The organism is Streptococcus oralis subsp. tigurinus, assembly GCF_002096275.1.
GTDB lineage: Bacteria > Bacillota > Bacilli > Lactobacillales > Streptococcaceae > Streptococcus > Streptococcus oralis_CN.
This window is the reverse complement of record NZ_NCUG01000017.1, coordinates 35,639-49,966: the sequence shown is the minus strand read 5'-3', so window position 1 is coordinate 49,966 and position 14,328 is coordinate 35,639. Positions and strand designations below refer to the sequence as shown.

At 39.5% G+C, this 14,328-nt stretch carries 16 protein-coding genes; 3 read left to right on the top strand and 13 right to left on the bottom strand.

Annotated elements, in window-relative coordinates; genetic code table 11:
- Positions 1 to 13: 13 nt before the first annotated feature.
- The 4 genes from fadE to B7725_RS04100 form a co-directional block, all read right to left on the bottom strand.
- Positions 14 to 1,222: an acyl-CoA dehydrogenase FadE gene (gene fadE, locus B7725_RS04115; RefSeq protein WP_000201480.1), complete on the bottom strand. Its 1,209-nt coding sequence runs from the start codon at positions 1,220 to 1,222 to the stop codon at positions 14 to 16.
- A 257-nt stretch (positions 1,223 to 1,479) separates the two neighbouring features.
- Positions 1,480 to 2,028, bottom strand: a complete 549-nt coding sequence (gene hpf / locus B7725_RS04110) for a ribosome hibernation-promoting factor, HPF/YfiA family (RefSeq protein ID WP_084874697.1) — start codon at positions 2,026 to 2,028, stop codon at positions 1,480 to 1,482.
- A gap of 79 nt (positions 2,029 to 2,107) precedes the next feature.
- Complete coding sequence (locus tag B7725_RS04105) at positions 2,108 to 2,770, bottom strand: ComF family protein (RefSeq protein WP_084874695.1); 663 nt, start codon at positions 2,768 to 2,770, stop codon at positions 2,108 to 2,110.
- Positions 2,767 to 4,065 (bottom strand): ATP-dependent helicase ComFA, encoded by a 1,299-nt coding sequence (locus B7725_RS04100; RefSeq protein WP_084874694.1) that lies wholly within the window; start codon positions 4,063 to 4,065, stop codon positions 2,767 to 2,769. Before B7725_RS04100 ends, B7725_RS04105 begins: the two co-directional genes overlap by 4 nt.
- Positions 4,066 to 4,121: 56 nt before the next feature.
- Between B7725_RS04100 and B7725_RS04095 the strand changes: the two genes are divergently transcribed.
- From B7725_RS04095 to cysK, 3 genes are all read left to right on the top strand, one after another.
- Positions 4,122 to 4,757: a YigZ family protein gene (locus B7725_RS04095; protein WP_084874692.1), complete on the top strand. Its 636-nt coding sequence runs from the start codon at positions 4,122 to 4,124 to the stop codon at positions 4,755 to 4,757.
- Between the two features lie 32 nt (positions 4,758 to 4,789).
- Positions 4,790 to 5,215, top strand: coding sequence for a PH domain-containing protein (locus B7725_RS04090; protein ID WP_084874690.1), 426 nt, complete (start codon positions 4,790 to 4,792; stop codon positions 5,213 to 5,215).
- 96 nt (positions 5,216 to 5,311) lie between these two features.
- A complete protein-coding gene (gene cysK, locus B7725_RS04085) occupies positions 5,312 to 6,238 on the top strand; it encodes a cysteine synthase A (protein ID WP_001029451.1) in 927 nt (308 codons plus the stop codon).
- A 274-nt stretch (positions 6,239 to 6,512) separates the two neighbouring features.
- Here the strand turns inward: cysK and tsf are convergent, their stop codons facing one another.
- The 9 genes from tsf to pgsA form a co-directional block, all read right to left on the bottom strand.
- Positions 6,513 to 7,553: a translation elongation factor Ts gene (gene tsf, locus B7725_RS04075; RefSeq protein WP_000808089.1), complete on the bottom strand. Its 1,041-nt coding sequence runs from the start codon at positions 7,551 to 7,553 to the stop codon at positions 6,513 to 6,515.
- A gap of 78 nt (positions 7,554 to 7,631) precedes the next feature.
- Positions 7,632 to 8,411 carry a 30S ribosomal protein S2 gene (gene rpsB, locus B7725_RS04070; protein ID WP_000268477.1) on the bottom strand — a complete coding sequence of 260 codons (780 nt, stop codon included), beginning with the start codon at positions 8,409 to 8,411 and terminating at the stop codon, positions 7,632 to 7,634.
- Positions 8,412 to 8,635: 224 nt separating this feature from the next.
- Positions 8,636 to 9,871: a peptidoglycan hydrolase PcsB gene (gene pcsB, locus B7725_RS04065; protein WP_084874689.1), complete on the bottom strand. Its 1,236-nt coding sequence runs from the start codon at positions 9,869 to 9,871 to the stop codon at positions 8,636 to 8,638.
- Between the two features lie 93 nt (positions 9,872 to 9,964).
- Entirely contained in the window at positions 9,965 to 10,459 is a 495-nt protein-coding gene (mreD, locus tag B7725_RS04060; protein ID WP_001237923.1) for a rod shape-determining protein MreD, read from the bottom strand.
- 2 nt (positions 10,460 to 10,461) lie between these two features.
- Complete coding sequence (gene mreC / locus B7725_RS04055) at positions 10,462 to 11,277, bottom strand: rod shape-determining protein MreC (RefSeq protein ID WP_084874687.1); 816 nt, start codon at positions 11,275 to 11,277, stop codon at positions 10,462 to 10,464.
- Between the two features lie 60 nt (positions 11,278 to 11,337).
- Positions 11,338 to 12,132 carry an energy-coupling factor transporter transmembrane component T family protein gene (locus B7725_RS04050; protein WP_084874686.1) on the bottom strand — a complete coding sequence of 265 codons (795 nt, stop codon included), beginning with the start codon at positions 12,130 to 12,132 and terminating at the stop codon, positions 11,338 to 11,340.
- Positions 12,125 to 12,964, bottom strand: coding sequence for an energy-coupling factor transporter ATPase (locus tag B7725_RS04045; protein ID WP_084874684.1), 840 nt, complete (start codon positions 12,962 to 12,964; stop codon positions 12,125 to 12,127). Before B7725_RS04045 ends, B7725_RS04050 begins: the two co-directional genes overlap by 8 nt.
- Positions 12,949 to 13,776, bottom strand: a complete 828-nt coding sequence (locus tag B7725_RS04040; RefSeq protein WP_084874683.1) for an energy-coupling factor ABC transporter ATP-binding protein — start codon at positions 13,774 to 13,776, stop codon at positions 12,949 to 12,951. The genes B7725_RS04045 and B7725_RS04040 overlap by 16 nt, the downstream gene beginning before the upstream one ends.
- Positions 13,773 to 14,318, bottom strand: a complete 546-nt coding sequence (gene pgsA / locus B7725_RS04035; protein WP_000712148.1) for a CDP-diacylglycerol--glycerol-3-phosphate 3-phosphatidyltransferase — start codon at positions 14,316 to 14,318, stop codon at positions 13,773 to 13,775. The genes B7725_RS04040 and pgsA overlap by 4 nt, the downstream gene beginning before the upstream one ends.
- Positions 14,319 to 14,328: the final 10 nt, after the last annotated feature.

The window sequence follows — 14,328 nt, the reverse complement described above, 5'->3', positions numbered from 1 at the left end:
CGTCCTCCTGACATTAAACAAAGGCACCTAGTCCAGTAATCTCACGACCAACAATCAAGGCATTCACTTCGTGTGAACCTTCATAGGTATAGATTGATTCAGCATCTGCAAAGAAACGAGCAACGTCTGTCTCAAGTGTAATACCATTACCTCCGCAAGTTTCACGAGCAAGGGCAACTGTTTCGCGCATCACCAAGGAATTGTGCATCTTAGCAAGAGCAGAGTTAAGCATCAATTCATTCCCTTTCTCTTGCATCTCAGCAATACGAGTTGAATAAGCAATAACTGCTACAGCATTTGCTTGCATACGAGCCAATTTTTCTTGAACAATTTGGAATTTGGCAATTGGACGTTTGAACTGTTCACGATCTTTAGCATATTTAAGAGCTGCTACATAAGATCCACAAGTCACTCCCATAGCAATGTGAGCAACGTCCGCACGAGTGAAGGTCAAGATGCGGGCTACATCACCAAAACCATTGATATTTACCAAGCGGTCTGAATCTGGAACCTCTACATTCTTCATAGTAATATGGCCATTGCGGACACAACGAAGAGCAATCTTATGTGGGATTGGTTCTGCATGATATCCAGGAGCTCCCTTACGAACGATAAAGCATTTCACCTTGCCATCCGCAACATCACGAGCAAATACAGGAACGACATCCGCAGTATCTGAACCACCAATCCAGCGTTTTTCACCATTTAGAATCCACTTGTCTCCAACACGTTCTGCAGTAGTTGCAAGTCCTCCAGCAATATCAGAACCTGAAAGAGGTTCAGTCAAAGCGAAGCAACCTTGCCAATCAAATGCAGCTAGTTTTGGAAGAAATTCTTTTTGTTGACGCTCATCACCACCCAAGAGAATTGTGTTGTAGCAAAGTCCACCATGAACGGTGTAGAATGTTGCCATAGAAGCATCGAAGCGAGCAAGTTCAAGATACAAGAAGGCAATATAAAGTTCAGATGGTTTCCAGCTACCCTCACGTCCTTCAAACAATTTTGGATTGTTCATAATTTGAGCGCCCTTAGCCACAGCATAGAATTCTTCAAAAGGAAAATCAGGTTTTTCCCAGTATTCATTAATAACCGGACGGAGATGTTTCTCAATCAAACGGCGAGTTTCTTGTAAAACCTCTGCTTCACCCAAAGTTAGACCATCCGCATAGTGAAAAAGGTCCTCAGGATATAGTTCGCGTAAAATTTCTTCTTTTGTTGCCATAGTTATGACTCCTTTATTTGTTATAAGAGCGCTTACATTTTTGTATTCGCTATTTGTTGACAACCCCATTCTATCCCTTAGGGTATTATTTTGTCTACTTAATAAATATAAACACCCCTATAAGTTCAGGTTATAGGGTCCGATTCTGACTGTTTTATCAAGGATTTCCTCGTTTTTCTACTTACTTATAGGCACTTATAGGCACAAGAAAAAGTGGTTTACAAATCAGTAAACCACTCTTATTAGTTATTTCAATTTTATGATTCTTTTACTTCGAGCAAACCAACTTCACCATCTTCACGACGATACAAAACATTTGTTGTTTGATCTTCTACGTCTTCATAGATAAAGAAATCATGTCCCAATAAATCCATTTGAAGAAGCGCTTCTTCTAAATCCATTGGCTTCAAATCAATTTGTTTTGAACGAACGACTTTGGGTTGCACAACATCTGCATCTTCAACTAGAGCATCTGTAAAGAGTTGACTTGTCGCAACTTTATTTTTATTCTTCCGTTCGATTTTTGTTTTATTTTTACGAATTTGACGTTCAATTTTATCAGTTACAAGATCGATAGAGCCATACATATCTTGAGAAACATCTTCTGCACGGAGAGTAATAGATCCAAGTGGAATTGTTACTTCAACCTTTGCTGTTTTCTCACGGTAAACTTTCAAATTCACACGTGCATCCAACTCTTGCTCTGGTTGGAAATACTTTTCGATCTTTTCGAGTTTAGAAACTACATAATCACGAATTGCTTCTGTTACTTCTAGGTTTTCACCACGGATACTATATTTAATCATATAAGTACCTTCTTTCTAAACATTTTTGTTTTTCTAACTATATTATAGCGCTTTCATTTTCATTTTGCAAATTTTTTCCTCATCTTACAAGGGAAAAAGTTTTAACATCCAAAGCTCCTGCTTCTTCCAAAAGACGCTTCACACGATTGACAGTTGCCCCTGTTGTATAGATGTCATCAATAACCAAAATTTTCTTAGGAAGAGGGGCTTCAGTTTTTATAGAAAATGGAATTTCGGTAGCTAAGCGTTCCGAGCGATTCTTAGAAGAACTAGCCGTCTCTTCTCTTTTCCCTAGTAAATCTTGAAAAGAAAATCCTGCTGCCTCAACCAAACCTTCAACCTGGTTAAATCCCCTCTCAAGCAATCTTACAGGACTTAGGGGAATTACAACAAATTGATAACCTCTATACTGTTTCAGCTCCTCAGCAAGAACGGAAGCAAAAACTTTTCTAAGCAAAAAATCGCCATCAAACTTATATTGACTGAAAAAGTCTTTCATAGCTTGATTATAGGTAAAAATCGCCTTATGATCAACCTGCACTCCTTTTTTACACCAAAGTTTACAATCTTGACACTGAGTTGACACCCCTGTTTTCATACAGTTTGGACAATATTTCTCACCAATCTTCTCAAAACTAGAAGCACAAGCTAAGCAAAGATAACTGCAGTCGTCCTTCAAAAGGAAGAGACTACTAAAAGTCAGCTCACACTTGGTAGTCTGTCCACATAATAAACAGTTCATAAACCTGCCTCCATGTTCATCTGCTTGATTTCCTTGATTGCCTTTTTGATGGAAGTATTTAATCCATCATGAAAGAAGAGCAACTCACCAGTTGGTCTGTCCATACTACGCCCAACTCGCCCACCAATCTGAATCAAGCTAGACTTGGTAAAGAGACGATGATTAGCTTCTACAACGAAAACATCCACACAAGGGAAGGTAACCCCACGCTCTAAAATTGTCGTACTGATCAATATCGTCAACTCTCCATCTCGAAAAGCTTGCACCTGCTCTAATCGATTTTCTGTGACAGAAGCTACAAAACCGATATTCTCATTCGGGAAATGCACCTGTAGTATTTCTTTTAGTTTTTCACCTTTCTTAATCTCTGATGCAAAAATAAGCAATGGATAACCTGTTCTTCTCTGTTTCTCAATGTAGGTCTTTAACTTAGATGACAACTGACTTTTCTCTAAACAGCGATTAAAATCTGATAACCAGACAGGTTTAGGAATAATCAAAGGATTTCCATGAAACCGTCTCGGCAAGCTTAGCCTTTTTAACTCTCCTATTCGAACTTTCTTATCTAACTCATCAGTAGATGTAGCTGTTAAAAAGATTCTCATGCCATTCTCCTTTACACTATTCTTTACAGCATGGTAAAGCATTTGATTGTCAACATAAGGAAAGGCATCTACCTCATCCACTATCAACAAATCAAAAGCATGATAAAATTTTAATAACTGATGAGTTGTTGCAACTACTAAGGGAGTTCGAAAATAGGGCTCTGATTCGCCATGGAGTAGCGCTATATCGCAAGCAAAGTCTTTCTGCAGTCGCTTATACAGTTCCAAACACACATCAATTCGAGGACTTGCCAAACAAACTGCACCACCATCATCAATCACTTTGGCAACAACTTGATAAATCATCTCTGTCTTTCCAGCACCTGTCACAGCATGAACTAAGGTAGGCTCTCTCTTTTCGACTGCTCGAATCAACCCCTCTGATACTTTTTCCTGAAAAGGGGTTAACTGACCACGCCATTTGAGAACATCTTGCTTTGAAAAATCTTCCTGCGGAAAATAGTATAAGGCTTGATCACTCCTGACTCGCTTCATCAGCAAACACTCCCTGCAATAGCAGGCACCTATAGGCAAATACCATTCCTCTAGAATCCTACTATTACAACGTTGACAAAACAATTTTCCCTTCTCTTTTCTCATTGCCGGCAGTTTCACCGCCATCTGTCGTTCCTCTTCAGTTAATTCTTTCTCAGTAAACAAGCGACCGAGGTAATTTGGATTTACTTTCATACTTTAATATTCGTAAAAATCTCGCACTTTAGGTATTTTTTTAGTACAATTAAATCATGGAATTTAGAACAATTAAAGAGGATGGGCAGGTCCAAGAAGAAATCAAAAAATCCCGTTTTATCTGCCATGTCAAGCGTATTTATAGCGAAGAAGAGGCCCGTGATTTTATCACTACCATCAAAAAAGAACACTATAAAGCCACCCATAACTGCTCTGCTTTTATTGTAGGGGAACGCAGTGAAATCAAGCGTACGAGTGATGATGGGGAGCCTAGTGGTACTGCTGGAGTCCCTATGCTCGGAGTCTTAGAAAATCATAATCTAACCAATCTCTGTGTAGTAGTTACCCGCTATTTTGGTGGCATCAAACTAGGAGCTGGTGGTTTGATCCGTGCTTATGCAGGTAGTGTGGCCTTGGCTGTCAAAGAAATTGGCATTATTGAAATCAAAGAGCAGGCTGGCATAGCCATTCAGATGTCTTACGCTCAATACCAAGAGTATGGTAATTTCCTTAAAGAACATAATCTCATGGAACTCGAGACAAACTTTACAGATCAAATCGATACCATAATTTATGTTGATAAGGAAGAGAAAGAAAATATCAAGTCTGCTCTTGTAGAGTTTTTTAATGGAAAGGTTACTTTAACAGATCAAGGTTTACGAGAAGTTGAAGTTCCTGTAAACCTAGTGTAAACAAAGGAGAAATACATGGCGTTTGAAAATTTATTCAAGGACTTGCTGGAAACTTTAGCGAGGAAAAAAAAGAGACTCTTATCAAAGAATATGGTCAATACCTACTAGAAAACGAAGAAATTCAAAGCGGGTATAAACTTATTCGTGATTCAATTATCTTTACAAATATCCGTATTATTTTTACTGATAAGCAAGGTGCCACTGGTCGCAAGGTGTCTGCTAAGTCACTCTTTTTGATGAACATTGTAAACGTTGAAATGGAAACTGCTGGAGCAGGTATAGATGATAGTGAGATTACGATTACTTATTTAGAAAATGTCTTTCTAAAAGCACATAATGAGCATTTGAGTTTCCATAAATTTGAATTCCCTAAAAAAACAGACATCCTCCCTCTTTACACCTATTTATTAGAATTGGCTTATCACAATCGATTAAAAATTAATGGTTTAGACCTTTGATATAAAAAAATCCTATCACTTTGATAGGATTTCTATATTTTACAAATAGCCTTAAGCGCGTTATACTAGTATCATCTTATACAAAGAGGTATATCTATGGCTATTTATAATAATATTACTGAACTAATCGGACAAACACCGATTGTTAAACTTAACAACATTGTTCCAGAGGGTGCTGCAGACGTCTATGTTAAACTAGAAGCCTTTAACCCTGGATCGTCAGTAAAAGACCGTATTGCCCTTAGCATGATTGAAAAAGCGGAACAAGATGGTATTCTAAAACCGGGTGCTACCATTGTTGAAGCAACGAGTGGAAACACTGGCATCGGTCTTTCATGGGTTGGTGCCGCTAAAGGATATAAAGTTGTTATCGTCATGCCTGAAACGATGAGTGTAGAACGACGCAAGATTATCCAAGCTTATAGTGCTGAACTCGTCCTCACTCCTGGTAGCGAAGGAATGAAAGGGGCTATTGCCAAAGCTCAGGAAATCGCTGCTGAACGTGACGGCTTCCTTCCACTCCAATTTAATAACCCAGCTAACCCAGAAGTACACGAAAGAACAACAGGAGCTGAAATACTGGCTGCTTTCGGTTCTGATGGACTAGATGCTTTTGTGGGTGGTGTTGGTACTGGTGGAACGATCTCAGGTGTTTCTCACGCTCTTAAAGCAGCAAATTCAAACATTCAAGTTTATGCAGTTGAGGCAGACGAGTCAGCTATCTTGTCTGGTGAAAAACCAGGGCCTCACAAAATTCAAGGCATCTCAGCTGGATTTATTCCTGAAACACTTGATACAAAGGCCTATGATGGTATCGTCCGCGTAACGTCAGATGATGCTCTAGCACTTGGCCGTGAAATTGGTGGAAAAGAAGGCTTCCTTGTTGGGATTTCTTCAGCTGCAGCGATTTACGGGGCAATTGAGGTTGCCAAGAAATTAGGTACAGGGAAGAAAGTCCTTGCTTTAGCACCGGATAACGGCGAACGTTATTTGTCTACAGCACTCTATGAATTTGAAGTGTAGTCTCCTAAATGCACTTAGCCCTTATTAAAGGGCTTTTTATATACTCATTCTAAAACAAAGTTTTGGGGCAGATAAAGGCTTGTTGGGGTTATTGGGGTTACAAGAGATGTGATCTGAGAGGTAAGCATCAAGCAAGAATTAACATGGGATTCATACTCATGGCCAACAACCTCTTAAAATACAATAAGAGAGGGAGTCAAAATTAAAAAGCTAGAGTTCCTCAATTGGAAATCTCTAGCTTTTTTATGGCTGAGAACTATTTGTCTCAGATTTTTTAGTTATTCAAAGCTGCTGCCATTGTAGCTGCAACTTCAGCTTCAAAATCATTTGCAGCTTTTTCGATACCTTCACCAACTTCAAAGCGAGCGAACTCAACTACTGAAGCATTTACTGATTCAAGGTAAGCTTCAACTGTCTTGCTGTCATCCATGATGTAGACTTGTGCAAGAAGTGTGTATGCTTGGTCAACTTTAGTGTTGTCAAGCATGAAGCGATCCATTTTACCTGGGATGATTTTGTCCCAGATTTTTTCGGGTTTGCCTTCTGCAACCAATTCAGCTTTGATATCTTCTTCAGCTTGAGCAATCACTTCATCAGTCAATTGAGCTTTTGATCCATATTTCAAGTGTGGAAGAGCTGGTTTACCAACCATTGCACGGCTATCATTATCTTGGTCAATCACGTGGTTCAATTGTGCCAACTCATCTTTAACGAACTGCTCATCCAATTCTTTGTAAGAAAGAACTGTTGGTTTCATCGCAGCGATATGCATTGAGATTTGTTTAGCAAGTGCTTCATCTCCACCTTCGATGACAGAGATAACACCGATACGTCCACCATTGTGTTGGTATGCTCCAAAGTGTTGTGCATCTGTTTTTTCAAGCAAAGCAAAACGACGGAATGAGATTTTTTCACCGATTGTAGCTGTTGCAGATACATAGGCTGCTTCAAGAGTTTCACCTGAAGGCATTGTCAAGGCAAGAGCTTCTTCGTTGTTAGCTGGTTTTCCTTCAGCAATTACTTTAGCTGTAGCATTTACCAACTCAACGAATTGAGCATTTTTTGCAACGAAGTCAGTTTCAGCATTTACTTCAACTACTGCTGCAACGTTACCGTTAACAAATACACCAGTCAAACCTTCAGCTGCAACACGGTCAGCTTTCTTAGCTGCCTTAGCCATACCTTTTTCGCGAAGCAATTCGATTGCTTTTTCGATATCACCTTCAACTTCAACCAATGCTTTCTTAGCGTCCATAACACCAGCACCAGATTTTTCACGCAACTCTTTAACAAGTTTAGCTGTAATTTCTGCCATTTTGATTCTCCTATATTATTTAAAAATAGGAGAGCCGGGCTAAGCCCCGCCCTCCTAGGTAATGATTACTTATTTGAATTAAGCGTTGTCGCCTTCTACAACTTCAACGATTTCTTCGATTGAGTCTGCTTGAGCTTCTGAAGCTGCAAATTCAGCTTCAACTGCTGTCGCGTCTTCGCCTTGACGACCTTCGATGATAGCGTCAGCCAATTTAGCTGTAATCAATTTAACAGCGCGGATAGCGTCATCGTTAGCTGGGATGATTACATCGATATCGTCTGGATCAGTGTTTGTGTCAACCATCGCTACAACTGGGATTCCCAATTTTTTAGCTTCTTTAACAGCGATTTGTTCTTTATGTGGGTCAACTACGTACATTACATCTGGGATACGAGGCATGTCTTCGATACCACCCAAGAATTTTTCAAGACGTGCACGTTGTTTGTTAAGAAGTGCAACTTCTTTCTTAGGAAGAACATCAAAGATTCCTTCTTCTTCCATACGTTTGATTTCTTTCAAACGAGCGATACGTTTTTGGATAGTTCCCCAGTTAGTAAGAGTTCCACCCAACCAACGGTGGTTGATGTAGTATTGACCTGAACGTTCTGCTTCTTCCTTAACAGCATCAGCAGCTTGTTTCTTAGTACCAACAAACAATACAACTGCATCGTTAGCTGCCGCATCACGCATGAAGTCGTATGCTTGGTCAGCGTATTTTACAGTTTGTTGCAAGTCGATAACGTGGATTCCGTTACGCTCAGTAAAGATGTACTTAGCCATCTTAGGGTTCCAGCGACGAGTTTGGTGACCAAAGTGTACACCAGCCTCAAGAAGTTGTTTCATTGAAATTACTGCCATGAGTATTTCTCCTTTTTGTTTTTTTCCTCTCCTCAACTTCAACTTGCAAAACGACCCGAGGGCAACAGTTTCACAATTCATCAAGAATGAGTATTATCGTTTACACGACAAGTTTCATTTTACCACATTTTAGCCATATTTTCAAGTGGTTTTAATAGATTTCGGCCTTGATTTCGATAAAAAATAATAAAAGAGACTCAAATCGAGCCTCTTCGTTTCATTCATTAGTTTGGATAGATATAAGTAACATAACCTTCAGAAGTTGTAGTTGGGTTGAACCATCCACGTTTGTTACCGATTGTACGATCTCCACCATAGTTTGATTCTGATACTTGAATGCTAGTTGTTGATGAAACTGCTGTAACAACCGCTACGTGTCCATATCCACCGTCATTCCAACATGCAATCGCACCAACTTGTGGAGTTGATCCAGTACGGAATCCTGCAGCCGCTGCACTTGTAGCCCACTGCGCTCCGTTACCCCAGTAATCTCCAGCCCAAGGTGCTAATGTTTTAGCTCCCCAAGTACATTCACCAGTTGGATAACTTGAAGCATTTGTACTGTATGTTGGACGTTGTCTAGTAGGAGTCGGAGTAGGTGCTGGAGTGTAGCTTGAGTCCTCGTCGTCAGATGCTGATGCTGATGCTGACGCTGACGCTGATGTAGATGTTGCTTGCACTTGAGCTGAGAAACTTGTGTTTCCAGAAGCAACAACTGATTGTTGTTGACTTGTTTGACGTGCTTTATAAGCTGCCTCTGCTTCAGCTGCTGCTTTCGCTTCTGCCTCTGCTGCTGCTTTTTGTTCCAACAAGGTAGCTTTCTCACCTTCTGCAGTAGCTTTCTCTGCAGCAAGGTTCAACTCAGCAACTTTTAACTCCGCCTGTTTTGTTGTCAATGTTTGTGCATCGTCAGCAAGCGTTTGTTGGTTCGCAATTACAGTATTGATTGCTTCATTATTTGCAACTTGTTTTTCCGAGATTGATTTTTTATCAGCTTTTTGTTGCTCTAACATTTTGTTGTTAGCTGATACAATCTCGCTCATAGCCGCAACACGGGAAATAGCTTCTGTAATTGATTTTGAATTTACAATTGTATTGATATAGCTAGTTGCAGCACCGTTTGTTTGTGCGCTACGTGCTTGTTTTTCCAAAGATTCATTACGAGCAACAATGTTCTTAGAAAGCTCTGTAATTTCTCCTTCAAGTTTTTTAGATTCCGCCTGTAGTGTTTCATTTTCAGCTTGCAAGTTTGTTTGCTGTGTTTGAATAGCTGTAACTTGCGTTTGGATTTCATCTACCTGTTTTTGAGCTTCTTTTTGTTGGGCTGTCAAGTCACTAATCTTACTATCTTGAGCAGCAATTTTTTCATCAGTTGTTTCAGCGTGAACAGTTGTTAACACCGACACTTGAGACACTAATACTGTACTTAATAAAAGTGACGCTAAGATTTTTTTCTTCATATTGTGTAGATACTCCTTCTATTTAAGACATTACTAGTATACCAAAAAAAGACATAATAAATATTACGCCTTTGTTACATTTTTATTTCTTTCTTATAGATAATATTTTTCAAAAATATACTGGAAAATCACCATCCACAAAAAGTTTAAAATCATTGATGGGACAAGACTGTAGACAATGAAAACTGGCATTGATTCTACTGTCAGTCCCATAGCAAGGGCCAGGAGATAACTACCCATATCAAATAGGAAGCTCATCACAACTATTGTTAACATTCTCGTCCAACGGTTCAACAAAGTCACACTATTAAACTTGTGAAGTGAGGCACCTATCAAGATAAATAAAAGTGTCGCAATTCCTATCAAGTGGAAAAAATAGATATCGTACACCAAACCTGCTATACAGCAATAAGCTAGATAGAAGTATTCTGATACCTCAATTGTCTCAAACAAGAGAAATAAAAACAGGAAATGACTGGCTAAGTGAAAATGTGGATAAAAGGATTCTACTAATTGACCAATATGTGCATCAATTAGCACAAGAAAAGGAAGTAAAAAGAAAATACCAACTTGTTTTAACAGTCTCATTGCTAATTCCCCACTAACTCTACCACATGAAGATTTTTAGTATCAGCACTTAACTTTACTGTTACCTCTCGTGTTAGATAATCACTGCTATGAGTTGTAGCAACAACCTCTCCAACAGGAATATCCTTAACATTAAAGTTTCCAAGTCCCCCTGTAGTCACCCTATCTCCAGCACTAATGTCGCTGTTACTGTTTAATTGACTAATTTTAAGAAGTTCGTTTTCTTTGTCATAACCAACGATAATTCCGTAAATTTCAGTAGAACCATGCAAGATTTTAACGGAAATTTTATCCGAATTTTCGGTATTTGTCAATAAGTTGACAGTCGTTGAATGATCCTCCACTTTTGAAACACTGCCAATCAAGCCCCCATTTGCAATGGCCAACATATTTTCAGAAGCACCCTTTGAACTTCCTGCATCTATCGTTAACTCTTGCTTCCAAAATACCGGTGAACGCGTAATTACATCTGCTGCTATGTTTTTTGTAGCCTGCAATTTTGACTTCATATCCAGCAACTGACGTAGTTGTTCATTTTCATTTTTTAAACTTTCTGATTGATTAGATTCTACCTCTAGTTGATAGAGCTGTTTTTTTAGACTTTCGTTTTCATTGTAAGTCCGCGTCAAATGTCCCAAATCTGATTTGAAAGTATCAAACCACTGAAAAGGTTTTTGAACAATTCTATCTACTAAGGAAATCCCATCTCCTAGTTTCGTCACAATAGCGCTTGAATAGGTTGTCACTAATAGTACAGAAACTGCCAGAACTGTGACAAAAACGATGATTAGATATTTTGATTTTTTAAAACGGTTCATATTCCTACCTTTATACTAAAAACCTGCTACTATGAACTTCTTATCAATCCTACAAACCTGCTAAGATTTTAAGAAAAATAAGAAACATCCCAGTACCAAAATCACAAGAATTGCCAGTGTATCCTTTTGACACCATCTCAACTGTCTATACTGGCTTCTACCCTTTCCTCCCTGATAACCACGCGCTTCCATGGCTATTGCCAATGAATCTGCACGCTTTAAGCTCGTAGCAAACAGAGGAATTAAAATCGGAATCATAGCCTTTACTTTTTGAACGATTCTACCTTCGCCAAAGTCAACTCCACGGGCCTTTTGAGCATTCATAATTCTCGTTGTGTCATCCATCAATGTTGGAACAAAACGCAAACTCATTGATAACATGAGACCAATTTCATGAACGGGAACTTTCACGCGTTTCAGAGGTGCTAAAAGAGCTTCAACTGCGGCTGCCAGGCTCAAAGGCATGGTTGTTAAGGTTAGCAAGGTTGAAAAGAAAATAATCAACACAAAACGACAGAAAATAATCCCAGCTTGCTGCAAAGCATAATCCGTTATTCTTATAAAAGAAAACTCAAATAAGACATTTCCACTTGAAATGAAAAAGAGCTGAAATAGAGTCGTAAAAGCAATCAAGAAAAACATGGATTTTAATCCCTGAACAAAAAATGAGAGGGAAACGCCCGACAAAGCGATAAATATACCTGTCGCTACAAAAAGAATGAGATTAGCGAGAGGATTATTGGCCCAAAATACAATCAAAATCAACAGGATCATAGCGAGCAATTTACTACGGGGATCCAAGCGATGAATGATGGAATCTCCTGGTATATAACGTCCTAAAATCATACTATCCATTTAGCGACTCCTTAAACTCCTCTATCTTGATTGGCAGTTTTTTAAAAGCTACACCCCTATCTGCCAAACGTTTACAAAAGGCTGTGATTTTAGGCACACCTAACTGTACATTTTCCATAGAGGCTACATCTTGGAAGACATCACTTGGTTTGCCACTTTTGACCAAACGCCCCTTTTCCATAACATAGACCTGATCAGCATATGCAGCTACATCATCCATCAAATGTGTTACCAAGACGATTGTCATTCCAGAAAGGTGGAGTTCTTTAAACAAGGTCATCAATTCTTTTCTGCCCAAAGGATCTAGCCCTGCTGTCGGCTCATCCAAAACCAAGACAGTTGGCTCCATGGCTAGCATACCTGCTATAGCCACACGTCTCATTTGGCCACCCGAAAGTTCAAAAGGACTGCGCTCAAAGAGTGACTCATCGATGCCTACCAAGGCTAACTTTTCACGCGCAATTTTCTTGGCCTCTTCCTCAGAAACTCCAAAATTTTGCGGTCCAAATGCAACATCTTTCAAAACAGTCTCTTCGAAAATCTGGTTTTCAGCAAATTGAAACACTAGACCAACTTGCTTTCGAATCTGACGAATTTCTTTATTGGTTGATGTAGGGGTAATGACAGTATCAAAAACTCGAACAGAACCCTTACTTGGTACCAATAGGCCATTTAAAAGCTGTAAAATCGTTGATTTCCCACTACCTGTGTGCCCTACTAAAGCTGTATAGGAACCATCCTCAATCGTCAAAGAAACATCAGTCAAGGCTGATGAAGATAGGGGAGTCCCCTCTTGATAGGTAAAGCTCACATTTTCTAGAGTAATTCCCATAACTTGTCCTCTAGCTCTCCTTCTGTCAAATAGCCATCCGGCAACTGATAACCAGTCTCTCTCAAAGATTCTCTCAATTGATTAGTAAAAGGCTCATCTAACCCTATCTGGTCAAGGTCATCTCGAGAAAAAAGTTCTCTGGGGCTGCTAGTTGACTCTACTTGGCCTTTTTTCATGACCAAGACACGGTCACTCATCGCAACTTCCTCTAAATCATGTGTAATGGAGACGACTGTCATCTGGTGGTCTTTTCGAATCTCTTGAACTGTCTGAATCAGTTCTCTGCGTCCCTCAGGATCCAACATACTTGTAGCCTCGTCCAGAATTAAAATAGCTGGTCTCAAGGAAACAACTCCTGCAATAGCCACCCGTTGTTTTTGTCCACCAGATAAACGAGCTGGTTCTCTCTTCTTAAAGTCCAGCATACCTACCAACTCCAAAGATTCAGCCACTCTCTTCTTCATTTCTTCTCGAGGAAGTCCCTGATTTTCTAATCCAAAGGCGACATCATCTTCAACAGTTGCCCCCACAAATTGGTTATCTGGATTTTGAAAAACCATACCAATTTGACGGCGTAAGTCCCAAACATTCTCAGAGGACAGCAATTGCCCATCTATCCAGATTTCCCCAGACTCTGCCTCAAGCAATCCATCAATCAAACGGATAGTTGTCGATTTCCCACTTCCATTATGACCTACAATCGAAAGCCATTCTCCCCGTTTCACGTGAAACGAGACATTATTAACATCATAATGATCCTGATCTTCCTTGTAACGAAAAGACAGATCTTTTACTTCAATAATCGATTTCATTTCGAACCAAATGTCCCTTTGAATATATGAGCGCTACCCTTGAAATAATCATAGCCAGAGTAGATAGTGAAAAACAAAGCGATATAAAGCAACAGCTGACCAATTAAATTCCAATGTAAGAGCAAAAAGATAATGGCAAACATCTGACTAAAGGTCTTGATTTTCCCTGGCATCGCTGCTGCTAGAACTGTCCCTCCCGTCTCAACAAGCAACAAACGCAAGCCTGTCACCGCAAGTTCACGACAGATGATAATAGCAACAACCCAAGCTGGAGCCATACCCAACTCAATCAACATGATAAAAGCTGACATAACCAACAACTTATCCGCCATTGGATCTGCAAACTTTCCAAAGTTGCTAACCACATTCCATTTACGAGCAAGGTAGCCATCAAGATAATCCGTTATACTAGCAACTGCAAAGATGATCGCTGCCAGCAAATGACTGCCTTGTGAATGGCCCAAAGTCAAAATAAGAATAAAGAGAGGTATAAAGAGAATTCTACCAATAGTTAATACATTAGGAATTTGTTCTTTTTTCATTGATTTTTCC